A 24,676-nucleotide genomic window follows, 5' to 3' on the forward strand; every position below is an offset into this window, starting at 1 on the left:
AGTTCATATTTCTTATTAGTGCTTAATGGGTAAAAGAAGATGTCGGTGAAATTTTGGAAAGTTGCTCCCCGGAAGGTGCGGTAAAGAAACTAACTTCAGCGGTAGAGGAGAAAGATTCTTCCAAAAGTTTTGTGTACCAGGAAGTGTATTGTTTTTCCGATAAATATTGTTGCAGGTCTTCTTTAAGGAAAGCACGAGCTTCTGCCATTTGCCTTCTTGTAGGTTTCGTACGGGCACACTCTGCCATAAATAAAGAAAAACAATGTACGGCAATTTGAGAGTAGGTTTTAGCCGCAACAAAGTCTACATAATGTCCTGTACTGGCTAATTGGGTTTTTAGGCACATTGAGTAGGCGGTTTTAAGAGGGTCGGTAAGGTCAAGCTGTAAAACAATTTCTTTATCTTGTTTTAACAGTTCTAATTCCTGCTCACTTAAATTAGCTTGTTCTGCAGTCCAATGTAAAAGATTATTGTGCAGATTTTTAATTTGTTCACTCCACATTTGAAAAAGACTGTGTTTAATACAATTATTTTCAAATTTTAGAAGAAGCTTAAAGGCATTATTTAATTGGGCAGAATCCAGGTTGCGCTGATTAAGTAAAGAGTAAAAAGTATTTAATGCTTTTGTATTGGCTATAGTTTCAGCCTCTGCATTCATGTTATTTCTTGCTGTTTGAGATTCCTTAAGATGCTCTGCAATGGCCTCTAATATTTTATCTGCTTGTATAGAGGATAGGTCAACCTCGGCCCATGAAGATAAATCTTGGGTATCAAAAAAAACGGTCTTATTTAAGATATATTCTAATTTAGGTTTAAGATCCGGATATATTGTACTGACTCGTGTCATTATCCAATCAATTTCATTAGCCGATAAATTTTTGCTACATCCACAACAGATTTTTCGCACAGTAGTCAAGCCGTTTTCTTCGAATAAACTGGCATCCATAAGAATTGCCACAGCGTATGATTCTGCTGGCTGAAATTCAGAAGGAACACCTGAATGAAATTGATAAGGACTTAATAGAGTATGGCTTTGAGAAACTGATTTAATATCAAAATCAGACGGTAAACTATGTAATACTTTGTCAGCAATCAAAAATAGAGTGTGATACCCTAGCGTTGTTGGTAACCATTCCTTTTTTATTTCTTCTGCAGAGGAATGATAGCTGCGAAGAAGCATTTCACAGGCTAATCTTGCAACCTGAACTAAAAGCGGATGGGTTTTAAAGTTGATGTGTGCAAAAAAATCTTCAGCAAGCTGTAATTGCGTATTGTAGGTGCGCAATTTAAAGATATCAGGTTCAATGCGCGTTTCGAGTTTGTTTAAGATAGTGCTTTTAACTTCACCATAAATTGCCTGCAAATCGGTGGACTCTGAGAAAGATTTAGCAATAGAAGTTTGTAACCTGCTGTCTTTGTCTTTTAATCCTTCAGCGCATAATACGATAATTAATTCCTGAATATCAAATAGGTAAGAGTTTAAGGCCTTTGAATCAATACTTTCCGTGCTGGGAGAAACAAAAAGATTTAGCAATGTCTGAGCCATTAAATGATGTTCGATATACTCATGGCTACTCGGTAGTTCATGATTATCTTCTTGGTACAATTGATAATAATAGTCAAAGCATGCTTTGGGTGTTATTTCAAAAACTGTAGCAAGATAATGACGATAATCTTTTGGCGAAAGTCTTAGTTTAAAAGCTTCCAGGCGTTCAATAGTATTTTTAACTTCTTCTTGGGAGGCCTCTGATAAATTTTGTATACGAGCTTGCAAATCTATAAATGCCTTTTCAGGTTCGATAAAGAGTGCAGTTTCATACTCAGCATCGTCCAAATTACTCTTTGACTCCGTTGTTACCGACATTACTGTAATAATCTCATCATTTATTTCAGGAACATCTATTAATCCCTGACGCAATGTTGAACCAGGTTGAGGATTGGTTTGAAAAAGTTGAAAAAAAGTAAGAACTCGTAAAATAGCCCATAACCAATTTAAATTGGCATTCCAGGTCCAGCCTTGGTTATGCTCATCACTTAATAATTGAGCACGTAGTTTATTGAAATTTTCCAAGCGGGAATTAACAGAGCCTGATTGTGGATTAAGCTTATTAAGTAATTCGGCTTTTAATTGGGTTCTTGCTGTTGTAATTGCCTTTAATTTTTCTTGCCAAGCGAATAATAAGGCTTCTTCTGCACTGTATTTAAGCATCAGAATATAAATAGGTTAAATTTTATTCATTAATAATAACTCAAATTGAATGGAGCAAATGTTAAGTTATTGTAAGGTTTTGCATCAAAATTTTTAAAATGGGTTAGGACGCATGAGAGATTTTTAAAATTTCTGGATTTGAGATAATTATTTCTTGTTATTCTTTTTTAATTCAGGCAAGTTATAAGAAAGGTAATAATTTCTAGCAATTTGCTAATCATAGGACACATTGTAAAAAATATTAAATGACTTAATAAAGCCTTAATTTTTGTTTGTTATGCTTTGTAGTAAGAACTGTCGTAGGAGGCTGTCGATGACAAATAGCACAAACTATATGTTGGAAAAAATGAATGGGGAAAAAGTATCTGCTAAAAATACAGAAACTAACCCTGTGCTTAAAGCCTCGGAAGAAGTTAATACTCCTGATAAGGAACTTTCATTACCAAATTTATTAGCTAAGTGTTTAACTCGAAAAGATTCATTCGATCATAGACCTTAACTATCTTTTATAACTCCTTTTTCAGCCGTTGATTTACTGCTTGAATTCTCATTGATGAACGATATACTGTTAATATATCAGTCAAGTAGTTTGAGGTTTGTATGGCGGCTGGCGGTTTTGCTGAAACAGCTCACTGGCGGGACTCAGCAAGAAGTGCTCGTTTCTTCATGGTCGATGCAAGAGCAGCATTCCCCATCTTTCTTTTTTTAATGCATATTAGAGTTTGGACCGGTATTTTAGTTATCGTCTCTGCGATATTTTTTGGTATTCTCGAACATTACGGGTTTACTGTTCCTGTTTTTTTGCGGTGGCTAAGACAATCGCTAGCTGGCTCTATTAAAAGTTCACAACCGTGGTGGCGATAAATGGAAACGGATATACGTAAAAGTATGGCATTGATTGCCGCAAGCATGAATGCTAAATTTTATCTAAATGATCGATTTGTAAGCTTTGACGAAGTCTTTTCAGAGACAGGTTTGCTGCCAGCAATTGCTCGTAGGGCTGATCAATTATGCTCGCTTTGCCTGGGATATGGTTTAGGCGTTACCTTTGATGAGGCGGAGAATGCTTTATTAGGAATACGTGTTGTTTTTGATGAAGTGACACCTAACGCTTTGCGTTTACTTTGCATGACTGATGTGTTGAATGAATTAATACAGGGCGGTCCAAGCCGGGATTATACGCCACTGGATGAGCTAATGTATGACTAGGATGTGTGTGTAAGAATTGTTTATAAATTATAAATTTAATTGTAAAGAAAGTGAAAGTTTAGAGTTTCTTAAGTTTGCCTTAAGGAAGTAGATGCTAATCTAAACTGAATCAAGTAGTAGGAGTATCGTATAATGACAAGAAGTAACGATGATAGTAACAAAGCGACAATGGCTGGTTTATTACGTAGCCATGGTGTTCTTGCTACTAATACTTCTGTACAAAAAGAAACTACTTCTTCAGTTTCTCCAGCCGATGATTTTCTTACTGTAGTACAAACAGTCGTTTCTTCTCCTCTCTCACAAAAGGTAAGTGGACCAGTTGATAAAATATGTAGTATTAATCCAAACTCCACGAATACTGCTGCTAAGGTAGCTGTGGATACCTGTACGCAAAAAGTAAAAACAATTTTGAATAATATGCAGAAAGCCAAAGTTACAGAGGTAGAAGCTGGACAACAAGAATCAGAATACTCTTCAAGTTTCAAACTCGGAAGTTAATGGAATATTCAGCGTTTTCGCTGAATGCTGTTATAATGTACATATTCATTTCTTTTAATTAAGAGGCGCAACTAGCGCCTAAATTAGCTTCCACATGAAAGATAAATCAACCGAAGAACAAGCTCAAGCAATCCTCAAGGCGTTAGATGAAGCAATCGAACAAGGGCCATGGGAAGAATCAAATTTCTTGCGAGTAATTGGTAAAAATTTGCGTGAAATACGCCAAAATTTTGCGAATTACTTAGGCAATGATTCAAGCGCGGATAAAATTAAAACCGAAGCTAAAGGAGTTAATCGTAAAGTTCAGCGTGAGGGAGAACAAGAAGTATTTATTGGTCTTTACTCAACAGAAGGTAACAGTATACAAGCATGGGAACGTATATTAGCGAATTTGCCACGGCAAATGATTTCTAGACCTATTTATATTAACGAACAGGATGTTAGAAATTTAATTAAGTCAAAAGAAAAGAAAATTAACGAGGCTTATCTTGCTATTTATATTAATCAAGGCGATATCCTGCAAATGCCACCCGATAAAGCACTCACTGATCGATTTGGCAGGCCGTTATTGGCACTTAAAGATAAAACTTTAAATTTGGATAATGTTATTCGTTTCGTGCATTTATCAGGTACTTATCACTACGTCAAAGGGCGTTTGGTAAAAAATCTCGCTGCAGAATAGCTGAGGTAGTCGCACCATACTTAAAGTGGGTATATACTTCTTTTAACCGATATTTTTTTGATAAAACGGATGGCTCAACAATCACAGCAACAAGGTGGCGGCGGCGATAACTCGATGGCACCCGTATGGATCATGGTGCTATTGTTTTTTACGCTTTTCTTCATTTGGAAGCTAGGACACCAATATATAGTTTCTTTTGTTTTTTACCTTAACGTTTTGCAAGCAAAAGCAATTAGTTTTTTTGTTAGTGACGCCCAACTTGAGAATGATATTTATTTGATGCAAACCATTGATCCTGCTGCAGTGCAGTGGGATCAATTCGTTAATTTAACAAAAAGTGTTGGTGATTATATTCGCTACCCGATCGTTATTATTCTCATTTTCTTAGCTTTTTTCCTCTATAAATCGAATATCACACTTAAATTCCGCCGCGCGCATAACATGAAAACATTGCGAGCACAGGAGCAACATAATTGGCTGGCAATTATGCCGGTGGTCAAAGAGGATTTGGTAAGTATTGATATCAATAAAGGTCCGTGGGCTATGGCGCTTACTCCCATGGAATTTGCCCGTAAATATAAATTACTAAAAAAAGATGATGCTCTTCTGGATAATCCAGTGCCTGGGCAGGAAATGACTGCTGGCGTTCGAAAAGGGGATGCGAAACGAGTATTTACATTACAATTAGGGCCTTATTGGGATGGTTTTGATCGTTGCCCACCTGCAGCCTATGCATTAGCTGCTGTATTCATGGCTCGTATGAATCGAGATCGAGGTTCAGCTAGTGCAATTTTGGAAGCTATTGATAAATCTTATTCGACGGGGAAAATTGATTTCTCAGCAGCCAAACCTGTGCTAAAAAAATTTCAAAATGCCGAGAATGTACAAGAAATTTTAGCAAGGCATGCTTATCTGTTGACAGTAATGGCTTCGCTACTGGAGGCTGCTCGCGAGGATGGTGTAGTCCCAAGCTCAGAATTTTTGTGGCTAAAGCCCATAGATCGCCGATTATGGTATATGCTTAATTGTGTAGGACGCCAAACCCCCTTTGCTGAAGTTGCGGGGCCGTTTGCTCATTGGCGTGCAGAAAAGACAATGGGACGAAGATCGTTAGTACCGATGATTGATGAAGCAATCAAAGCGTTAGAAATTGCAGTGAAAGAAGTCAAATTAACACCGAAAGAATTGCAGGAGTTAGAGCCATGATGCGGGGTATTGATTCACGGCATGAAATAGATCCCACAATGCTATTGCGGGATACCCGTACTCTCGGCCAGCGCTTTGCTGACTTTTTTTCTGACCCTACAAATATTTCGATCGTTCTAGTCTCCTTGGCAGCTGTGGCTTACTATTTATCTGAAGTGTCTACGCTTATGCTCGTTCTGGGGATATGTTTTTTCTTTTATACCTTTTCCCGAAAACAAAAACTGCCTTTTAGATTACCCAAGATTGCCAGAGTTAAAGATTACAATGATTTAAAACCCGGTATTGGTACTCCAAACATTGCAAGAGGAATCGCTTTTTTTGGTAATGATCGTAAGACTAAAGAGGAGCTATGGTTTGCAAATGATGATTTGAGAACACACGCTCTTATTTTTGGCTCTACCGGTAGTGGTAAAACAGAGACCTTGGTTTCACTTGCTTACAATGCATTAGTACAAGCTAGCGGTTTTATTTACGTTGATGGAAAAGGGGATAACTCATTATACGCTAAAGTTTTTTCTATGGTGCGTAGTATGGGACGTGAAGATGATTTATTACTAATCAATTTCATGACAGGTGCTCGCGATATTGTAGGTCCACAAGAAAGGCGTTTATCCAATACTCTTAACCCGTTTTGTCAAGGTTCCTCAAGTATGTTAACACAGCTTGTTGTCAGTTTGATGGGATCTTCAGGTCAATCATCTGATGGCGATATGTGGAAAGGTCGTGCTATCAGTTTCGTTGAGGCATTAATGAAACTATTAGTCTATATGCGCGATGAAGGAGCCATCTTGCTTGATGCCAATACAATTCGAAATTATTTTGATTTAGGGCGCCTTGAATCCATTGTGATTGATAAAGTATTTCCGCGGGATGAGCAAGAGAGTGTTAATATCGAATCGGTACCTAAATTAATTACTGACCCTTTACGTAACTATGTATTTAACCTTCCTGGCTATAACAAAGAGAAAAAAGGTAAGCAGGTTTCTCAGGTATTGGAACAACATGGTTTTATTACCATGCAATTAGTCCGTGTGTTTTCTTCACTCGCTGATACCTATGGTCATATTATCCGCACGAATCTTGCAGAAGTAGACTTTAAAGACGTGGTACTTAATCGCCGAATTTTAGTAGTGTTATTGCCTGCTTTGGAAAAATCTCCTGATGAATTATCAAACCTGGGTAAGGTTATTGTTTCCTCATTGAAAGCTATGATGGCTGCTGGTTTGGGGGACCAGGTGGAAGGGGATTACCGTGATGTGATTGAGAGAAAACCAACCAATTCACCGACACCTTATATGTGTATTTTGGATGAGTATGGTTATTATGCTGTGCAAGGGTTTGCTGTTGTGCCAGCGCAAGCACGTTCATTAGGATTTTCTGCTATTTTTGCTGGACAAGATTTACCAGCATTCCAAAAGGCTTCTAAGGAGGAAGCAGCGTCTATTGGTGCGAACACAAACATTAAAATTTGTATGAAACTTGAAGACCCCACTGAAACCTGGGATTTCTTTACAAAAACAGCAGGTGAGGCTTACGTTACCAAAGTAGATTCTTTCCAAACAAAAGACACCAGTATGGCAAACAGCTATATGGATACCAAGAGTTCATCTTTTGAGAAAAGAGCCCGTATTGATTTATTGGATTTAAAAGAACAAACGGAAGGTGAAGCCCACATCTTCTTTAAATCTAAAATTGTGCGCGCACGTATGTTTTATGCTAATCCTAAACCTGTGAAGCAATTAAAACTTAATCAATTTTTAAAAGTTGAGCCGCCTCCAGATGAATACTTAATGAAATTACAAAAGCAACTCTCAGGATTTCAAAAAATATTGGAAAGTGGCGATTTAAGTATCGATAAGGCGGTTGAAACCGAGGAAATTACCTTAATTACAAAAGCCTTGCATGAGTCTAAAATTAGCGAACCTATCGAGCGTGGTGTTGCTGCATTACTAGCTTTTCATGGCCATAATGAACCCGCTCCTATTGAAGAGTTGATTGAAGAAGAGGAAGAGGGTGTATTAACCATCTTTAGCAAACTTCGTCGTCCTGTTAACGCTCTGCCTATTCTTGTTAAGGATGTAGAGCAGTTTTCCATGTCTTTATTACCAATTAATGAAACGCGAAATTATTTATCAGTGATTGAACGTATCAGTGGTGCAAAAGATAAATATGCAGGCACTGTTGCCAACGAAATTATTAAAGATTTCCAAATGGCTACTAATTATCCTCCACAAGAGCGTGATGAGATTAGTTCTTCTGACTTATCTCAATTAGTCAATATGCTTTCCGACAAAATTGTTGAAGAGCGCGAAAAAGCTAACGCTAAAGCTTCAGAAGAACTCTAAAGCTCTCTCTTTGCAGAGAGCTTTTTTCACGACGTCGTCAAGCAAATTATCCTTTTTATTGTTCATTCATAGATCAATCCTACTTTCTTTTTACGAACTGCTTGTAACGCAATGATTTGTATGTTTTTATTTGATGAAATGAGAAATCTAATAATTGAGGATATGAAGTGAGACAATTGCGTGTTGGGTTATTGGGTTTTTCAACATGGCATGCCACTTTGCTAGCATCCTTATTATTACTTGGTTGCAGTAAGGTAAGATGGATGCCTCCTTATGAAGGGCCTGGATTACCCCAAAAAGTTGAAGGTACTTCTGACAATGCCGTTCCGAAATTGCAAAAAAAACTTGCTCGTTGTGGGGTTTCGGTTATTACTATCGGTTCAGATTATTTAGTCAGTATTCCCTCTGCAGCATTGTTTGCCGATCAATCTCCGAGATTGACTTGGCCGTCTTATGGTTTATTGAATAATGTTGTGGCCTTTTTGAAACAATTTCGTAAAGTGGCTATTACCGTGACGACTTATAGCAACAAATATGTTTCTGCAAAACGAGAGCATGCATTAACATTGGCTCGCTCCAGGGCGGTGGCAGATTATTTATGGTCCCAAGGTATAGATAGTCGTTTTATCTTTACAGTTGGAGCAGGTAGTGATAAACCTATAATGGCTTATGCCCAGGGGGGGGACAAATCCCCTAACTCACGCGTTGAGATTACTTTCAGAGATGCAATTATTTAATGAGGATAGAATGGGTCGAGAGACTTGGGATACGATAAAGCAATCTAAAGCATTTTATATTCGTACCTACCGTAAGTGTGGAACATTTGTTATTGTATCGCTAATGATAAACTTACTTTTTAGTCTTGCAATTTATTATGTTCATTTTAATCAGCCAGACCCTGATTTTTATGCAACAAGTGGAATTACGCCCCCCATTCAGCTAACTCCACTAAATGCACCGAATTATTCAAGCACACCCTTACTTGAACCTGATCCAGCTAATGAAAATGAAACGAGGGTCATACCGCAATAACCGAGGATATTATGGCTGAAGATGCTTTAACAATGGTTGCGATGAGAAATAGTTTTTACCGCGATGGTCAACGTAAAATAATAGTTGCCCTTCTGCTTTCTATCCTAATAAATTTTGTGTTGGGCTCATTACTCTTTTATTTATTGACGCATCCTCCAGCGCCGAAGTATTTTGCTACAAGTATCAATGGACGAATAACACCGTTATACCCTCTAAATGAACCTAACCAGTCTGATTCGGCTGTATTACAATGGGCAAATCAGGCTGCCATTGCTGCGTTTACTTATAATTTCGTGAATTATCGTGAGGAACTGCAGGCTTCATCTGGCTTTTTTACAGCAGACGGTTGGTCACAGTTTTTAAATGCGTTGCAGGAATCAAACAATTTAGATGCAGTAAAAGCAAAAAAACTTATTGTTTCTGCGGTAGCGACTCGCGCTCCCATTATTTTACAAAAGGGTATATTAAATGGCAGATATTCTTGGCGTGTACAAATGCCAATTTTAGTAACCTATCAGAGTGCCAGTGAATTTTCCCAGCAAAATAATGTCGTGACCATGCTAATAACCAGAGTGTCAACCTTGAACTCTCCACGTGGTATTGGTATATCGCAATTTGTCGTGGGCCCAGCGAGTGGTGGAATAAGTCAATGAAGAAGAAATCAGTTTTTCAGTGCATTGGCATAGCGACTGTTCTAATCCTTGACGCGATGCACTTAAGCTATGCAGCTGATCAGTCAGATTCTGCGCAACAAGCATTGCAACAACTTCGTTTGTTACAACAGAAACTTTCTCAGGCGAACAGCACCCTGTCACAAGGGGCAGGTGGGCAGGTAGTGCAAGGTCAAGCTGTACAGCCCGCGCAGGGGCAGGGTGGACAACCCGCGCAAGGACAAGGAGGACAACAAGGTCCGGCTGCGCAACCAGCCCCACAACAGACAGCTCCTGTACCCCCGCAACCGCAAAATCAACCTGCAGCGCCAAATCAGCAAGCTCAACAACCGGCTACTCCCGCAACGACACCGGAAATAGATAATGAGCTTATTGATAGTCAAGCTTATGAAGGAGTAACTCGACAATTGTTTCCTCTAACCCCTGAGCAAATTGTCCGGTTGAAACAAATATATCATGCTTCTGAATATGCTCAGGCAGCTACGGCAGGTACCCCCCCAAAGCCAACGGCAACATCGCAGTTTGTAAATTTATCTCCTGGCTCAACACCGCCAGTCATTCGTTTGTCTCAAGGCTTTGTATCCTCATTGGTTTTTCTTGATTCAACTGGCGCACCTTGGCCTATAAGTGCTTATGATTTGGGAGATCCTGCTTCATTTAATATTCAGTGGGATAAAACAAGTAACACGCTAATGATCCAATCAATTAAGCTTTATAACTATGGAAACTTGGCAGTACGATTACGTGGTCTTAATACACCAGTCATGTTGACTTTAATTCCAGGTCAAAAGGCAGTGGACTATCGAGTTGACCTGCGCGTACAGGGGATTGGTCCAAATGCGAAAGCTATGCCTATGGAAGAGGGTATTCCTCCTAGCGCTAATGATCTTTTGTTACATGTATTAGATGGCGTTCCTCCTCCTGGAAGTCAGCGTTTAACTGTAAGTGGTGGTGATGCTAGAGCGTGGCTTTTAGATGAAAAAATGTATGTGAGAACAAATCTTACAATTTTGTCTCCTGGATGGATAGGAAGCATGACCAGTGCTGATGGGATGCATGCCTATGAAATGCAAAAATCTCCAGTGTTGCTTGTTTCTTGGCATGGAAAAGTCATGCAGCTTAAGGTAGAAGGGTTATAATCAAATGGCAGGTAGAAAAGAAAATCTTAAGGCGCTATTTACCAATACTCGTTCCCGAGTAATCATTATTTTTACCGCAATTTTATTAATTATAGCGGTAATCATTGGTGTATTAAAATTAAGAGGAACAGGAGACGTTACTGGTGGAACTTCGACAGTAACGACTGTGCCTGGTATTCAGTCTATTCCTGGTGCTATTGATCCGACGGTGCAATACGCCAAGTTGCAACAGGAGCAAAATGTTACTCAAGCGCAAGCCGCCATGAAAACAGGTGGAAGTGCTATCCCGACTATTATTCGTTCTCAGGCACTCGGTGAAGGGGTTCAGGCAATTGGTCCACAACAAGGGGAAGGGGGTGTTGGCTTTGCAACTCTTGCACGGGAAGATGAAGCAGGTGCTCAACGCAGTTTATGGATTCAATCTTTGCAAAATAATAATTGTAGTAAAGCAACAATCACCAATGTTGTGAACCAGGGAGCTACAATTAGCGATTTAAGAGCAGCATGTAACTGTACACAGTTGAAAGATAATGGCTACCAAATTAAAGATCTTGAGCCGGTGTGTTCATGTAAAGAATTACGAGCAGCAGGCTTTAATTCTCGCCAATTAAAAGAGGCTGGTTTTGATGCAGGACGCCTCAGGCTATGTGGTTTTGACGCTTGTGAATTAAGAAATGCCGGATTTACCGCACAGGAAATGAAAGATGGTGGTTTTTCTGATGGTGAATTAAAAGGGGCAGGTTTTTCTGATAATGATATAGCAAAAGCAAGTGGCTTGCCGGATGGTGTGACACTTGCCGACGTCCGTAATGCTGGTTGTCAGGTTGATGCTTTGAAACGCTTACGGGCGGCGGGAGTCACTGCAGCAGCAATTCGTCGTATTAGTGGTTGTAGCGCTGCTCAACTGAAAGCTGCAGGTTACACTGCTGCGGAATTAAGAAATGCCGGCTTTAGTGCTGCCGATTTAAAAAATGCAGGTTTTACACCAGCACAATTAAGACAGGCAGGTTACAGCGCAAGAGATTTGCTTAACGCAGGCTTTACGCCAGATGATTTAAGAAAAGCAGGTTATACTCCAGGAGAAATTTCAGCTGCTGAGGCTGAATTACCACCAGGCATTACGCCGGCAGATATAAAAAGTGCAGGCTGCGATATTGAAACTCTAAGAAAAGAACGTCTTGCAGGTGTAAGTGCGAAGCTCATCAGACAATATGCTGGATGTAGCGCTCAGGCATTGAAGGCGGCAGGATTTACCGATGCAGATTTAGCTAATGCTGGTTTTACGCCAGCACAGATTGCTGCGGCAGGTCCTGTGGATGATGATACAATTCGCGCAGCCGGGTGTGATCCTGACAAGCTAAGAATACTGCTTAGTAAAGGCGTATCCGCTAAAAGGATACGGACTCTCAATGGGTGTACTGCTCAAGCGTTGAAGGCAGCCGGTTACGATGCAAAAGCATTAAAAAATGCGGGATTTTCCGATACCGATTTAGCCAATGCTGGTTTTACACCTGCTCAAATTACTGCTGCAAGTCCTGTAGATGACAATACTATCCGTGCAGCAGGCTGCGATCCCACTAAATTAAGAGCTCTTTTAGTTCAAGGAGTTTCCGCTAAAAGAATCCGCGATTTAAATGGATGTAGCATTGATGCTTTAAAAGCCGCAGGTTTTGATGCAAAAGAATTAGCTGATGCTGGATTTACACCCCAACAACTTCTGGCAGCGGGCTTCACTCCTGAACAAATTAATGCTGCAACTGGTCTTTCAGATGCTATGATTCGCTCAGCAGGCTGTGACCCAGCTAAATTAAAATATTTGTTTAGCCAAGGTGTACCTGCAAAACGCATTCGCGATTTAAATGGCTGTAGCGCTGAAGCGCTAAAAGCTGCCGGCTATGATGCTAAAGCACTATCTGACGCAGGGTTTACTCCGGCTGAGCTTTTAGCCGCAGGTTTTACTCCAGAACAATTAAGACAAGCGGGCATAGGTACAGCTGCGGCGGTTGCAGCGGGTAGAACAGCCGATTGCAGTGTTGAGTCCTTAAGGGCAGCAAGAGCAGCAGGAGTTTCTGCCACTACAATCCGACAAACCTTAGGTTGCAGTGCAGCAGCCATGAAAGCTGCAGGATATACTGCTGCTGAGTTAAGAGCTGCAGGCTTTACTGCGGCCGAATTAAAAAATGCCGGTTTTAGTGCAGCTGATCTTAAGAATGCTGGTTTTTCTGCCAGAGAATTACGCGCGGCAGGATTTAGCGCTGCTGATCTAAAAAATGCAGGCTTTTCCGCTAGTGAATTAAAAGATGCTGGATTTAGTGCCGCTGATTTAAAAAATGCCGGATTTTCTGCAAGTCAACTTAAAGCAGCCGGGTTTAGTGCTAAAGATTTAAAAGATGCGGGTTTTAGTGCGGCAGATTTAAGAAATGCCGGTTATTCTGCAAAAGATTTGAAGGATGCCGGGTTTACCGCAGATCAGTTAAAAAGTGCAGGTTTCAGTGATGCAGAAATACAGGATGCAGGTTTTCCAGGCTCTCAAGTAGCCGGCTTGCAAGCACCAACACAGGAAGGTGTTCCTTCAGCTGTTCCAGGGCTTCCAGGAATACCAGGTGTTGCCCCTGGACCGACAGATGCTGCACTAGCGGCAGAGACAGCAAACACGAAGCAATTACAAGCTATTTTAGCTAGACAAAAACAATTGCTTGCTGATCAACGTTATCAACAAAAAATTCAACAACGAATGGCGCAAATGCTAGGTGCAGCAAATCAGTCTTTGCAAGGCTGGCAGAAAGTTTCAGCACAAGCTTACAATGCCGCTTCTGCAGAAGAAGAAAAAGCACCCGCTCAAGCAGCTACTGCCGGTGCTAGTGGGCAAATAGTTACGCAAGCCACGACAGTTAGTCCTGGTGGGCTTGCCAATGGGTCTCAGCCAAAAGCGATTATTAAAACTGGCGATGTAATGTTTGCAGTATTGGATACTTCAGTTAATAGTGATGAACCAGGTCCCATTTTAGCAACCATCGTGTCTGGTAAATTTAAAGGGGCTAAACTGATTGGAAGTTTCAATTTGCCCAGTAATGCCGATAAGATGGTAATTAGTTTTAACACAATGTCTGTTCCAGGTGCAGCAAAGACTACTTCAATTAGTGCCTATGCTATTGACCCTAATACTGCTAGAACGGCAATAGCGAGTAAAGTAGATCACCATTACCTTTTACGATACGGCTCTTTATTTGCTTCTTCATTCATCGAAGGATTTGGTAATGCTTTCCAATCAGCAAATACCACGGTAACAATTGGTGGTACAGGGGGCGGTGACAATATAACGGTACAAAATGGCATAGGACGTTCTGCTTTAGAGAACGCAGTAATTGGTTTAGCAACCGTTGGAAAAAGTTGGGGGCAGGTTGCGCAACAGCAATTTAGCACTCCGATAACGGTAGAGGTCTTTTCAGGTACTGGTTTGGGTATATTATTTACTCAAGATGTAACCTCACTTTAAACTTGATGAGTAGGTAAGACATGGCAGATGAAGATAAAAATGAATATGGTGATGAGTATCAATTTTCTGATTTAGACGTCATTAGTCCTGATTCAGCAGAAGAAGAGCAAGCCAAGACGACTCCTGCTGCAAAAAAAGACATTAATCCCAATTTTAAGCGTAATGCAATAGTTGCAGTCGTTGTGATTGTTGTCGCTATGCTTGCTTATAAATTCTTAGGACCTCTTTTTACAAAGAAGCCTCAATCCACTGATAATGTACCTTCACTAACAGCGACTACCCCTCCACCACAGCCTATAGAACAGCCGCAACCGCAACCGGTAACACCTGCAGAACAGCCCCCAACCGCACAAACTGCTGTACCGGCAATAGAGCAGCAACAGACTCCGACACCCACTACGGACGATTCTCAAATCACCCAGCGATTATCAGCGCTTGAGGTTAGCCAGCAAAATCTCCGTTCAGAAGTTGATTCAATGAACAGTCAACTGGCAACAATTAATACTAACATGAATGAGTTAGCACAGAAGATTGCCCAGTTGAATCAGACTCTGACAGTAATTGTTACCAGGGTTGAAGAACAATCAAAACAAATAGCTGTAATAACAGTACGAGCCAAGCCAAAACCAGTAGCAAAAGTAGTCATAAAAACACCGCCACCGCCGTCTTATTTTATTCAGGCTATAATACCTGGAAGAGCTTGGTTAATTGCACAAAATGGGTCTACAATTACCGTAAGAGAGGGAACTCCAATAGTAGGTTATGGTGTTGTTAGGCTGATTGACTCTAGACAAGGAAGAGTACTAACGAGCTCTGGTAGAGTGATAAGGTTTAGTCAGCAAGATAGTTGAGGCTGTTATGTCCGCGAATAATACTGGAAGTTCAGTGATCAATTGGTTACAAAACCAAGCTGATATCCTGAACAATATTGCTAATAACTTAATACCAGTTGAGCGCTTAGTTACTGGCGCAGCCTACCTTATAGGTCTGGCATTTGCTTTTAAAGCAATATATAGTTTAAAAGTGTACGGTGAAGCCAGAACGATGATGTCTAGTAATACCAGCATCAAGGAACCATTAGCCTATCTGTTAGTTGCCGGAATATTCATTTATTTTCCCACAGGATTGGCGATTTTGTTGCAGACTACATTCGGTTCATCTAGTATTTTACAATATGCCCCTGTAGATAGTAATAATTATGCCATAACGGCGGTTTTTGGTAGTGGAAGTACAATAGGACGTCCATTAGCAATTATCATCCAAACCATTGGAGTGATAGCTTTTGTTAGAGGATGGGTACTCATTGCTCGCTCCACCTCCCAGGGACAACCACCGGGCGGGACTGGCAAGGGGTTGATACATGTTTTTGGGGGTATCTTGGCAATGAACATTGTAGCAACACTGCAAATCGTTAATAATACAATTTATGGTACAAGTTAATAGCTTTTAGAAAGGAGAAATTAAGTGAACAAGCCATTAAATTTAAAGCATAATTTGAAACAGCTGCTAATATTTACTGCTTGCCTTGGTTTGATGGTGTTTGCAGGAGAAGTTGCTGCAAGTTCCAAGACTTTGGGAAATATGGCATCTAGTATTACAGGTTCCTTCACTAGTGTGGCGAAATTAATCACTGCAGGTTCCTACTTGGCAGGACTTGGTTTCTCTATTGGTGCAATTATGAAGTTTAAGCAGCATAAAGATAACCCAACGCAAATTCCAATTGGAACACCAATTGCGCTGGTATTCATTGCTGCAGCTTTGTTATTTTTACCTTCAATCCTAGGTGTTACTGGACAAACCATGTTTGGTGAAGCAGGTTCAGTCGCTGGTCCTACTGGAACCATCTTTACTGGTTCTGGCGGTTAAGAACTAGGTAAAAAATCAGGAAGACACGGCGTGCCTTCCTGATTTTTTTTAATTAATTTTTGTAATTGTGAGTGCTCAATGGCGGGTAACCAAGAACGTAATAATTTAAAACTTATAGCGAGTGCTGGTTCTTGGCGTTTATATTCTGCTAGGAAGGCAGACGAACGTTTTAAATCCTACGAATTAAAAGTATTTCAACGCGATCGATATACTTGCCAATTTTGTGGCTTCCAAGCAAAACTTTTTCAGGAAGTTGTGAATCTCGATCATAACTTCACAAATAATCGATTATCAAATTTAGTAACAGCATGTTGCTTTTGTGCACAGTGTTTTTTTATTGAATCTGTAGGCGTTGGTGGTTATGGCGGCGGTACTCTGGTTTATTTACCAGAGCTTAGCCAGACGGAATTAAATAGCCTATGTCACGTTTTATTTTGTGCAATCACAAATGATACAGGCTATAAAAGTAGTGCACAAAATATCTACCGCAGCTTTAAATTTCGTTCACAAATTGTTGAAGAAAAATATGGTGAAGGCACAAGTGATCCAGCAATTTTTGGTCAATTAATTATTGATTCAAATGTGTCGCCTGATGCGGCTGAAAATCTATTTAAAAATATAAGGTTATTACCTTCTCGCGCTAAATTTCGTAAACAAATTGAGCGTTGGGCTGCTAGTGCTTTAGAAGAAATTACTGAAAATAAGTAAACCCCAATAAAGGGGCACTTTAAATTCTCGTTGAGAATAATTAGTTAAGAATATAGGGAATGACATGGGGAAATGGGCAGAGTCATTTTTTGAAGGTGTTGATACCTTTTTTTCCTGGTTAAGTACATCATTAAAACAAACAACTGAATCCTATTGTGATTTGGAGACGGCAGATAGTCCAACTGTTTTAGTTAATCATGATGGTAGTTTGTTATCTATCCTAAAAATAGAAGGCATTACGGCACTGGCGGGAACAGAGGAATTCGATCGTTTAGTAGAAGGCTTGAGTAATGCATTTCAGGCGGCTATGGGGCGACCGGGTCATTCTTTGCAAGTCTATTTTAGTCATGATAAACAAAATATAAGAAAGGTTATTCAAGATATTTATGCTCCGGCTGAAGCAACCGCCAAAAGATTAGAATTAAACCTGGATGATTTATTCTCTGAGCGGGTCAGCTTTTTAGCACAGTATTGTGCAGAAGAGCGGGTTTTTTTTGTATTATACACACGTCCTTATAATTTGGCCCAGGATCAATTAAAGGCAGCTTCTAAAGCAAAATTGAAGATGCTAAAAGATTCAAAAGCCCCGCCCTTTAAAAATACCCAAACTATTTATGCTGCCATTCCAGAGTTGCGTGATACTCATGATGCTTATGTGCGTTCTATTCTTAACGATTTAGATGCATTAAACATTATTGCCAGATTAATGGAAGTCCACGATGCGGTTCATGCCATACGGATGACTGCAGACCCTGACTTTACTGCAGATGATTGGCGAGCAGCGCTTCCTGGAGACGCGATAGTTGCTCGCGAACTTAACGGTTTTGATGGCGATCCTTCAGATCTTTTATGGCCCTCATTAGCAAAACAGGTAATTCCACGTGATGCGGAAACTCTGGATTTAAGGACAGTTAAGGTTGGAAACAAACTGTATTCATCAGTATTTATTGATTTGTTTCCCAAAGATATTAGACCTTTCATTAATTTATTTGCCAGAATTTTGCCCTCGCATGTTCCCTGGCGAATTTCATTTTTGATAGAAAGTGAAGGATTAAATACCCTTAAACTAAAGGGTTTGTTATCTGCTATTTTAAGTTTCTCGTCTGCACAGAATAGATTAATTAGTGATTCGGTTAACTTATTAAAATATTTGCAGTTGAATACGGATGATGTGATTGTCCGCCTACGAGTTGTGGCAACAACCTGGGCCCCTGAAGAGCAATTGCCCCTTTTAAGAAGACGAAGTTCAGAGCTTGTTAAAGCTATTCAAGGTTGGGGTTCTACAGATGTTTCAGAAATTTGTGGTGATCCTTTTGCTGGATTTGTATCAAGCATGCTGGCAACGACTTTGAAAAGTGCAGCAGTCCCCTCTGTTGCTCCTTTGTCTCATGTTATTACCATGCTGCCAATCACCAGACCCGCTTCTCTTTGGGATACGGGAGCATTATTATTCCGTACGCCTGATGGTAAACCATGGCCTTTTCAACCTGGTTCAACACAACAAACTACATGGATTGATTTGGTTTATGCACGTCCTGGTTCGGGTAAATCTGTTTTGTCCAATGCTTTAAATTTAGCACTTTGCCTTTCAGGTGGATTAACGCGCTTGCCTCGGATTGCAATTATCGATATTGGCCCTTCAAGTAGTGGGTTAATTTCTTTACTTAAGGAAGCTCTTCCTGCGTCGCAACGTCACCTTGTGGCTTATCATCGTTTACGGATGACACCGGATTACTCAATTAATCCTTTCGATACTCAATTAGGATGCCGTTATCCTACGGCACTAGAACGCTCATTTTTAGTTAACTTCTTAACCTTACTAACAACGCCGCTAGGTGCAGCTAAACCTTATGATGGTATGGCTGATTTGGCTGGTATGATTGTTGATGAGCTTTATAAAAGTCTTGCTGATGAATTTAATCCCACACCCTATGCGCCAGGTGTTGAAGAGTTCATTGATAGTATTCTCGAGGAGATTGGGTTTGTAAGGGATTCAAAATCCACCTGGTGGGAAGTTACCGATTCTCTTTATTCAGCCGGTTTCATCCATGAAGCCATGCTCGCCCAGCGTTATGCGATGCCTCTCCTTGCTGATGCAGCATCGATTTGTCGTACGCCATCAATTGAAGACTTATATGAGAAGGTAACAGCTCCTACGGGTGAATCATTAATTAATGCTTTTGCTAGAATGATTTCTGGGGCGGTACGCGAGTATCCAATTTTATCACGCGTGACAGCTTTTGATATTGGCGATGCACGAGTTGTTTCTCTTGACTTGGACGAAGTGGCGAAGAGTGGAGGAGATGCGGCGGATAGACAAACTTCAGTAATGTACATGTTGGCACGTTATGTATTGGCGCGTCATTATTATCTGACTGAGGAAAGTTTGAATAATATTCCGGAACAATATCAGGAATACCATAAAGAACGGATATTAGAAATTAGAGAAGATCCGAAACGAATCGTTTATGATGAATTCCATCGCACGGCAAAATCTGCAGCTGTACGTGACCAGGTTATTATTGATATGCGTGAAGGCCGTAAGTGGAAAGTGCAAATTGCCTTGTTATCACAATCTGTAGATGACTTTGACGCGATTATGATTGATTTTAGTACGGCTATTTATGTAATGGATGCGGGCCCCTCGCAAGCTGTAGAAAAAACGAGCCAAATTTTTGGATTATCAAACACTGCAAAAGCAGCATTGCGTACTCGTGTTCATGGGCCTCGTCAGGGTGGTGCCACGTTTCTTGTTCAATATGCCACAAAAAGCGGTGTCAACGTTCAGTTGCTTACCCTTACCTTGGGTCCTGTCGAATTATGGGCATTCAGCACCACGGCTGAAGATGCCAGTGTGCGAAATCAACTTTATCGTCATTTAGGCCCTGCAGAAGCGCGAAGATTGCTAGCAGCCTTATTCCCGAATGGTTCTGTTGCTAAAGAAATTGAAGTACGCCTGTCCTCTATGAGAGAGCAAACGGGCTTAATTGAAGAAGATGCAAAAGAAAGCGTTATTGAGCAGCTGGTCAATGACATTCTTAATGCCTACTCCAAAGACCCCAACATAAAGATACTACCAAAAATGCATTAACCAGTTCTTACCTGAATCTAAATTCCTGTCATTTCCGCGAAATCCATCTTCCAAACAAGAATAGATTCCCGCCTATCGCGGGAATGACATTAAATAAATACCCATAAAAAAGTCGATGACTTATCCAGAAACGATACTTTTGCGTCCATTCCCCCTCCATGTAGTTCTTGTCTACACGACTATTTTTTATTTATTTGCTATTAGATTGTCAATATTTTTCTATAGTGATGCAAATATCGACAAAAAGATAGTAATTTGTCCTAAACTGTTAATATTTACTTCAGATAAAAAAAATATAATAAAATTATAAAGAAGGACTAAATTCACAAAACAAATGATTGTGTTAGTGAGGGGCGTCTAAATGGGTATGTTTGAAAAAGTTGAAGTGCTTAGACAAGCACTTGTAAAAATTAATGGCAATAAGCCTTTAGAGATAAGTAGAGATGGTTTGTCTGATACCCAATTCTCACAGAAACAATTTGTCAACCCGGCACTTTTACCCAAAGGTACTGATACTTCAACTGAAGAAATTGCTACCCACAGAGAGTTAGAGCTGTATTCAGATATGGTAATGCAGGCTGTATGGAATATTGCTGCTGTTACCACGGGATATTTAGCAGCCTACAACAATAAAGATACCATAAAAGAAGCGTTTAGGTTTTTAGATCAAGAAACCTGGGTACCAAAAATTGTTGACGAACGTACCTATCAAATAGGTAAGGCGTTATCTGAGTTTTTAACCGCTGTGATTGATGAAGATCTAGCGTCTCTTCCTGAAAGTGTTCCGATAGTTGGCAAAATTAGAGAACCAGCGCAAAATAATTTAATACCATTGCGAGACGACCTGGCTATACGACTAAAAAACTATGAACTGCACTCTCCGAAGCATGCTGCCGAGGTTGGTGCTTGCATGAAAATTGTAGTACAGAGAAAGAAGGAACTTGATGATAAATGCAAAGAATTTTTTGATGGCCTTAAGCAGGTTGAAAATTTTGTGGGAGAAGCAGAATGGTTATTAAAAGATAATTTGATGGATCGCAAGAAGCTACGTGAAATTATACGAATGGCTGAGGAGCAACCCGATAAGAGAAGACAAGCCCAAAAGGCATATGTGGACATTCTAGATAATTGGAAGTTAGAAAACCAGCAAGAATTTGAGATCAACGGTAAAAAACGCAAACTACCTGACACCATAGAAAGTTCTCTTGTTCTTGCAAATTTATATGGTCATCCTATGCCTTCTGAAATTGTGTTGCCTGAATGGATGAAAATTTTTAATAGTTCACGGAGCATAGACTCATTCAAAGAGGATATCCAAGTAAGTCTCGATGAAAGGTATAAGCGCTTCTTTAGAGTTGCTAATCAAGAGAATTTATTGGAAAAAATGGCAAAAATAAAAGGAAAAGCTGAGGAGCAACTAATCAAGGCTGAAGAGGTATTCAAAGAAATTCAACCTTATGTTGATCAATTGGATCAAGCGCTTGTTCAAGTGCTATCCAGCACTCGAGAGGTTCCTGAATTCTACAGCGCAAAAGAAGAGCCTAAAGACTCTGCGACTTGCGAGAAAATGATCGAGGGTTTAAAGGAATATTTAAAAGTATTTCAAGCTGAAATAGACGATGCGCATGAGCATTTTGAAGAAAATAATCCTCCCCAAGAGAGAATGGTAGGTGAGCTTTATGATAAGGCTTATAAACTGGCAATGAGAGATGCTAAAGGGCATTTACTGGAGAAAAAAGAACAAAAAGTTGCCGAGATAAGAAACTCTATTCAAAAATTACAAGTAAAACAAAATGAATTAGCACAGGCAGAACTTCTTGCATCTAATGAACAAAGAGCTAGTCGTTTACAACAGCTCGGACAAGTCATTAGTGAGCGCTTTGCAGCAAGTACTGAGGCTAGAACAAACGCAACGCGGAAGAGGTTTGCTCTTGTTAGATTTACAGAAGATTTCTACCGGCCCGAAGTAAAAAAGATTGATGGACGGTATGAGCCTAGAATGCAGAAGCTTGAAGAGCAATTGGGAATAAAACGAGAGGAGGTCTGTGAACAAACTTATGATTCTATGAAGGATCAGGCAAGAGAGCGTCGAGCATTTCTTGAGGATGCAAAGAAAGCTTTGATAGCATACCATCAAGCACTTGCTAATAATCCAAGCGCTATTTATTTCCCTACAAAAGAAATACCGCAAAACCTTTTTAAAAAATATCTGGAAATAGGGGAGGATGAAGCGATAAATAATTGGATTGATGGCATGTATAAACGGGTAGCCGACGCTACGGGAATATGGGGAAGTTGGAATGCTGCAAAGAATAACCTGGGACACTACACCACCCTGATGGGGCCAAGTTCATACCAACTCGATCTACAACATATAGAAGAGGTCGTTGCAGTTAAACTTGCCCAAATTGATGAAGAGTTAAAAATTGACATCACCGAGAAATACTCTCCCCAACCACAAATTGAGTATCTAGGAGAAGATAATCTTTATGCCTTGCAGCGAAAACATCGACTCAAAGAGTTAACTGAAGAAAAAGCAGGAAAAATTGCCGAGTTGAATGAGAAACTGAGAGCCCATGAGTTACGCCATGCTCAAGCCGATGTTCGCCAAGTGTTAGTTCGTATGCAACATGAGCAAGCGCTTATCGAAAATAACGCTTTTGTTCTTGATTGCAAGTTAAGTGATGTAGAAAAAGCTGCACATGCAACTCTAAGAGAGCTTAATGCCGAATTAGAAGCATTAGATAGTGATGAAAAAGCTTTAGAATATTGGGCTAAGGTAGAGAAGAAAGTTAAAGAACTTGATATTGAAATGATGCTTGATACTGCCAAAAGTTATAGAGAGTCTTCTGCTAACGCAATACAACGTGAGGTTAAAGATGGACTATCTGCGAAATTAGACGAGTGGAGTGAGCATGCAACTAAAGGAATAGTCAGGAAAGCAGAAGCAAGAGTAACCCAGTTTACAGAAGAACTACCTAAAGATTTGCAAGAATTAAAAGAAAAAACGCATTTGCACTTTAATAAATTATTAGCTCAAAAAGAGGGGTTTGAGAAAAATCGAGCAGAATTAAAGGTCCAAATTAATAATAAAATTATTAATTTAGAATTATCTAAAGTGAAATATGATATTTCCCAATTGCTAAAAAGAGCAGATGCGGTTGCAGGCTTTGAAACTCAAGAGAAGTTACTCGCGGATATAATAGTATTCGAAGATAGAGTCGAGGCTAGACTACAGGAACTTGATAACAATAAAGATAAGTCAGTGCAAGATAGTCTGTTGGCTACCCGAAATGAGCTAACTTTGCTCACTGAAGCTAAGAATAAGTTACAGTTAAATTTATTGAAGGATATCAGTAATGAGGCTGCTAACTTGTCTAAAACCTCTGAGGAATTATCTTCTGCCAATTGTGAGACCAGAACCCAATGGGCACAGGCTATTACCAACTTTGAAGAAAAAATTAAAACAGCAATGGAGAGTTTACAAAAGAGCGCTCTTCCTGAGTTGCAAACTGTGGAAGATAATCTTCAAGAGCTTCAGCGAATAAAAATAGTTATACCAGAGTTGAATAATTTGGAGGATATACTTACAGGATTTAAGGAACTTGCTGAAAAAGAAAATGAATTGACTTGGAAAAAAGTAGCTCCTGTCCTTGAGTTATCCAAAAAACTTCAGGCACTCACAGAGGATTCTGTAACGACGTTGGCAAAAGCAACCGTAGCGACGGGGGATCATCCCGCTGTTTCTGCAAAAGGTGAACAAATTGAACAGGCCCGAAAGGGGTTTGAGCAATTCCAAAAACGTTGTGCAGAAATTTCTAGTGAAACGTTATATAAGGAAGTATTAGCAGAAGCAAATGCTTTAAAGGCCAGAATTAGTGTTTTAGAATCTTTACCTTATCACCAGAGAGACAGGAAACAGCTCCAAAAAGACCTTATTGCTTTTCTAAAGAGTGCTTTAATAGATTCTTGGAATGAGATAGAGAAATCTAGTCTTGATTCAAACCTGGTGGGGAGTCTGGGTAATATTTTAGACTATTTTAAAACGATTACACAGATGCCATCTGAAAATACTGCCGTAGCTGAAGTTAAATTTGAGGATGCTCGTGATTATCTTGAGGAGAAATATTTCGGAAAAAAGACGACGGATAATAAATTCACTGGACACTTTGGTGACTATCTGAACGCTCGCGAGAAAGAATTCTGGTTTCGAGATATGGCAAGCTCTTTTGTGGCTTTGTTTTTCGGTTGTGTTGGTTATAAAACTGAAGCTCAACTAAGAACAGACTATCTTAGTGAATTAAAAGTTGCCTTTCAAAATTATAAAGAAGACCCTGATAATTATGAAGCGTTGTGTACAAAGATTAAAGATGGGGAAAAATTTAAACCACGAACCAAAGAAGATGGTGCCGAGTATGACAAAACTCTGCAAAGTCATTTAGCTACCTTTAAAACAGAAGTCGAGACAATACACAAACAGAATATCTATACTGAGGAAGAAAGAATACAAATGTCTATGTAGTA

Annotated in this window: 19 protein-coding genes; 18 read left to right on the forward strand and 1 reads right to left on the reverse strand. The window is 39.8% G+C overall.

What is annotated here, in order from left to right:
• Positions 1-22: 22 nt before the first annotated feature.
• Positions 23-2,209, reverse strand: coding sequence for a hypothetical protein (locus PXX05_RS02230; protein ID WP_275089426.1), 2,187 nt, complete (start codon positions 2,207-2,209; stop codon positions 23-25).
• A gap of 313 nt (positions 2,210-2,522) precedes the next feature.
• Here PXX05_RS02230 and PXX05_RS02235 point away from each other — a divergent pair, with 313 nt between their 5' ends.
• The 18 genes from PXX05_RS02235 to PXX05_RS02320 all read left to right on the forward strand — a co-directional run bounded on the left by PXX05_RS02235 (position 2,523) and on the right by PXX05_RS02320 (position 24,674).
• Positions 2,523-2,708 carry a hypothetical protein gene (locus PXX05_RS02235; RefSeq protein ID WP_275089427.1) on the forward strand — a complete coding sequence of 62 codons (186 nt, stop codon included), beginning with the start codon at positions 2,523-2,525 and terminating at the stop codon, positions 2,706-2,708.
• A gap of 101 nt (positions 2,709-2,809) precedes the next feature.
• The gene (gene icmT / locus PXX05_RS02240; protein ID WP_275089428.1) at positions 2,810-3,073 is read left to right on the forward strand and encodes an IcmT/TraK family protein; all 264 of its coding nucleotides are present in this window, start codon (positions 2,810-2,812) and stop codon (positions 3,071-3,073) included.
• Positions 3,074-3,418, forward strand: coding sequence for a type IV secretion IcmS family protein (locus PXX05_RS02245; RefSeq protein WP_275089429.1), 345 nt, complete (start codon positions 3,074-3,076; stop codon positions 3,416-3,418).
• Positions 3,419-3,550: 132 nt separating this feature from the next.
• Positions 3,551-3,916, forward strand: a complete 366-nt coding sequence (locus tag PXX05_RS02250) for a hypothetical protein (protein ID WP_275089430.1) — start codon at positions 3,551-3,553, stop codon at positions 3,914-3,916.
• Between the two features lie 94 nt (positions 3,917-4,010).
• Entirely contained in the window at positions 4,011-4,598 is a 588-nt protein-coding gene (gene icmQ, locus PXX05_RS02255) for a Dot/Icm secretion system protein IcmQ (RefSeq protein WP_275089431.1), read from the forward strand.
• Between the two features lie 69 nt (positions 4,599-4,667).
• Positions 4,668-5,804, forward strand: coding sequence for a type IVB secretion system coupling complex protein DotM/IcmP (gene icmP, locus PXX05_RS02260; RefSeq protein ID WP_275089432.1), 1,137 nt, complete (start codon positions 4,668-4,670; stop codon positions 5,802-5,804).
• Positions 5,801-8,149 (forward strand): TraM recognition domain-containing protein, encoded by a 2,349-nt coding sequence (locus tag PXX05_RS02265; protein WP_275089433.1) that lies wholly within the window; start codon positions 5,801-5,803, stop codon positions 8,147-8,149. The genes icmP and PXX05_RS02265 overlap by 4 nt, the downstream gene beginning before the upstream one ends.
• A gap of 167 nt (positions 8,150-8,316) precedes the next feature.
• Positions 8,317-8,886 (forward strand): type IVB secretion system protein IcmN/DotK, encoded by a 570-nt coding sequence (icmN, locus tag PXX05_RS02270; protein WP_275089434.1) that lies wholly within the window; start codon positions 8,317-8,319, stop codon positions 8,884-8,886.
• A gap of 10 nt (positions 8,887-8,896) precedes the next feature.
• Positions 8,897-9,181 (forward strand): type IVB secretion system protein IcmM/DotJ, encoded by a 285-nt coding sequence (gene icmM / locus PXX05_RS02275; protein ID WP_275089435.1) that lies wholly within the window; start codon positions 8,897-8,899, stop codon positions 9,179-9,181.
• An 11-nt stretch (positions 9,182-9,192) separates the two neighbouring features.
• Positions 9,193-9,834 carry a type IVB secretion system apparatus protein IcmL/DotI gene (locus PXX05_RS02280; RefSeq protein WP_275089436.1) on the forward strand — a complete coding sequence of 214 codons (642 nt, stop codon included), beginning with the start codon at positions 9,193-9,195 and terminating at the stop codon, positions 9,832-9,834.
• A 56-nt stretch (positions 9,835-9,890) separates the two neighbouring features.
• Positions 9,891-10,991, forward strand: a complete 1,101-nt coding sequence (locus PXX05_RS02285; protein ID WP_275090448.1) for a DotH/IcmK family type IV secretion protein — start codon at positions 9,891-9,893, stop codon at positions 10,989-10,991.
• Positions 10,992-10,995: 4 nt separating this feature from the next.
• Positions 10,996-14,487: a type IVB secretion system protein DotG/IcmE gene (dotG, locus tag PXX05_RS02290; protein ID WP_275089437.1), complete on the forward strand. Its 3,492-nt coding sequence runs from the start codon at positions 10,996-10,998 to the stop codon at positions 14,485-14,487.
• A 20-nt stretch (positions 14,488-14,507) separates the two neighbouring features.
• Positions 14,508-15,338 carry a type IVB secretion system protein IcmG/DotF gene (icmG, locus tag PXX05_RS02295; protein ID WP_275089438.1) on the forward strand — a complete coding sequence of 277 codons (831 nt, stop codon included), beginning with the start codon at positions 14,508-14,510 and terminating at the stop codon, positions 15,336-15,338.
• Between the two features lie 7 nt (positions 15,339-15,345).
• On the forward strand, positions 15,346-15,927 hold the full coding sequence (locus PXX05_RS02300; protein ID WP_275089439.1) for a type IV secretion protein IcmC: 582 nt from the start codon (positions 15,346-15,348) through the stop codon (positions 15,925-15,927).
• Positions 15,928-16,020: 93 nt separating this feature from the next.
• The gene (locus tag PXX05_RS02305; RefSeq protein ID WP_083500819.1) at positions 16,021-16,353 is read left to right on the forward strand and encodes a type IV secretion protein IcmD; all 333 of its coding nucleotides are present in this window, start codon (positions 16,021-16,023) and stop codon (positions 16,351-16,353) included.
• A gap of 78 nt (positions 16,354-16,431) precedes the next feature.
• Entirely contained in the window at positions 16,432-17,061 is a 630-nt protein-coding gene (gene icmJ, locus PXX05_RS02310) for a type IVB secretion system protein IcmJDotN (RefSeq protein WP_275089440.1), read from the forward strand.
• 64 nt (positions 17,062-17,125) lie between these two features.
• Positions 17,126-20,152, forward strand: a complete 3,027-nt coding sequence (locus PXX05_RS02315) for a type IV secretion protein IcmB (protein ID WP_275089441.1) — start codon at positions 17,126-17,128, stop codon at positions 20,150-20,152.
• 361 nt (positions 20,153-20,513) lie between these two features.
• Positions 20,514-24,674, forward strand: a complete 4,161-nt coding sequence (locus tag PXX05_RS02320; RefSeq protein ID WP_275089442.1) for a coiled-coil domain-containing protein — start codon at positions 20,514-20,516, stop codon at positions 24,672-24,674.
• Positions 24,675-24,676: the final 2 nt, after the last annotated feature.

Origin of the sequence: Legionella cardiaca (genome assembly GCF_029026145.1) — a bacterium.
In the GTDB taxonomy this organism is placed as follows: Bacteria; Pseudomonadota; Gammaproteobacteria; order Legionellales; family Legionellaceae; genus Tatlockia; species Tatlockia cardiaca.

Excerpts from the sequence above, each read along its gene's own strand:
- PXX05_RS02305 (WP_083500819.1), top strand. The coding sequence starts at position 16,021 with ATGGTGTTTGCAGGAGAAGTTGCTGCAAGTTCCAAGACTTTGGGAAAT.
- PXX05_RS02265 (WP_275089433.1), top strand. The coding sequence starts at position 5,801 with ATGATGCGGGGTATTGATTCACGGCATGAAATAGATCCCACAATGCTA.
- icmQ (WP_275089431.1), top strand. The coding sequence starts at position 4,011 with ATGAAAGATAAATCAACCGAAGAACAAGCTCAAGCAATCCTCAAGGCG.
- PXX05_RS02235 (WP_275089427.1), top strand. The coding sequence starts at position 2,523 with ATGACAAATAGCACAAACTATATGTTGGAAAAAATGAATGGGGAAAAA.
- PXX05_RS02250 (WP_275089430.1), top strand. The coding sequence starts at position 3,551 with ATGACAAGAAGTAACGATGATAGTAACAAAGCGACAATGGCTGGTTTA.
- icmJ (WP_275089440.1), top strand. The coding sequence starts at position 16,432 with ATGGCGGGTAACCAAGAACGTAATAATTTAAAACTTATAGCGAGTGCT.
- icmM (WP_275089435.1), top strand. The coding sequence starts at position 8,897 with ATGGGTCGAGAGACTTGGGATACGATAAAGCAATCTAAAGCATTTTAT.
- PXX05_RS02285 (WP_275090448.1), top strand. The coding sequence starts at position 9,891 with ATGCACTTAAGCTATGCAGCTGATCAGTCAGATTCTGCGCAACAAGCA.
- PXX05_RS02230 (WP_275089426.1), bottom strand. The coding sequence starts at position 2,209 with ATGCTTAAATACAGTGCAGAAGAAGCCTTATTATTCGCTTGGCAAGAA.
- PXX05_RS02300 (WP_275089439.1), top strand. The coding sequence starts at position 15,346 with ATGTCCGCGAATAATACTGGAAGTTCAGTGATCAATTGGTTACAAAAC.
- icmP (WP_275089432.1), top strand. The coding sequence starts at position 4,668 with ATGGCTCAACAATCACAGCAACAAGGTGGCGGCGGCGATAACTCGATG.
- PXX05_RS02320 (WP_275089442.1), top strand. The coding sequence starts at position 20,514 with ATGGGTATGTTTGAAAAAGTTGAAGTGCTTAGACAAGCACTTGTAAAA.
- PXX05_RS02245 (WP_275089429.1), top strand. The coding sequence starts at position 3,074 with ATGGAAACGGATATACGTAAAAGTATGGCATTGATTGCCGCAAGCATG.
- PXX05_RS02315 (WP_275089441.1), top strand. The coding sequence starts at position 17,126 with ATGGGGAAATGGGCAGAGTCATTTTTTGAAGGTGTTGATACCTTTTTT.
- icmT (WP_275089428.1), top strand. The coding sequence starts at position 2,810 with ATGGCGGCTGGCGGTTTTGCTGAAACAGCTCACTGGCGGGACTCAGCA.
- PXX05_RS02280 (WP_275089436.1), top strand. The coding sequence starts at position 9,193 with ATGGCTGAAGATGCTTTAACAATGGTTGCGATGAGAAATAGTTTTTAC.
- dotG (WP_275089437.1), top strand. The coding sequence starts at position 10,996 with ATGGCAGGTAGAAAAGAAAATCTTAAGGCGCTATTTACCAATACTCGT.
- icmG (WP_275089438.1), top strand. The coding sequence starts at position 14,508 with ATGGCAGATGAAGATAAAAATGAATATGGTGATGAGTATCAATTTTCT.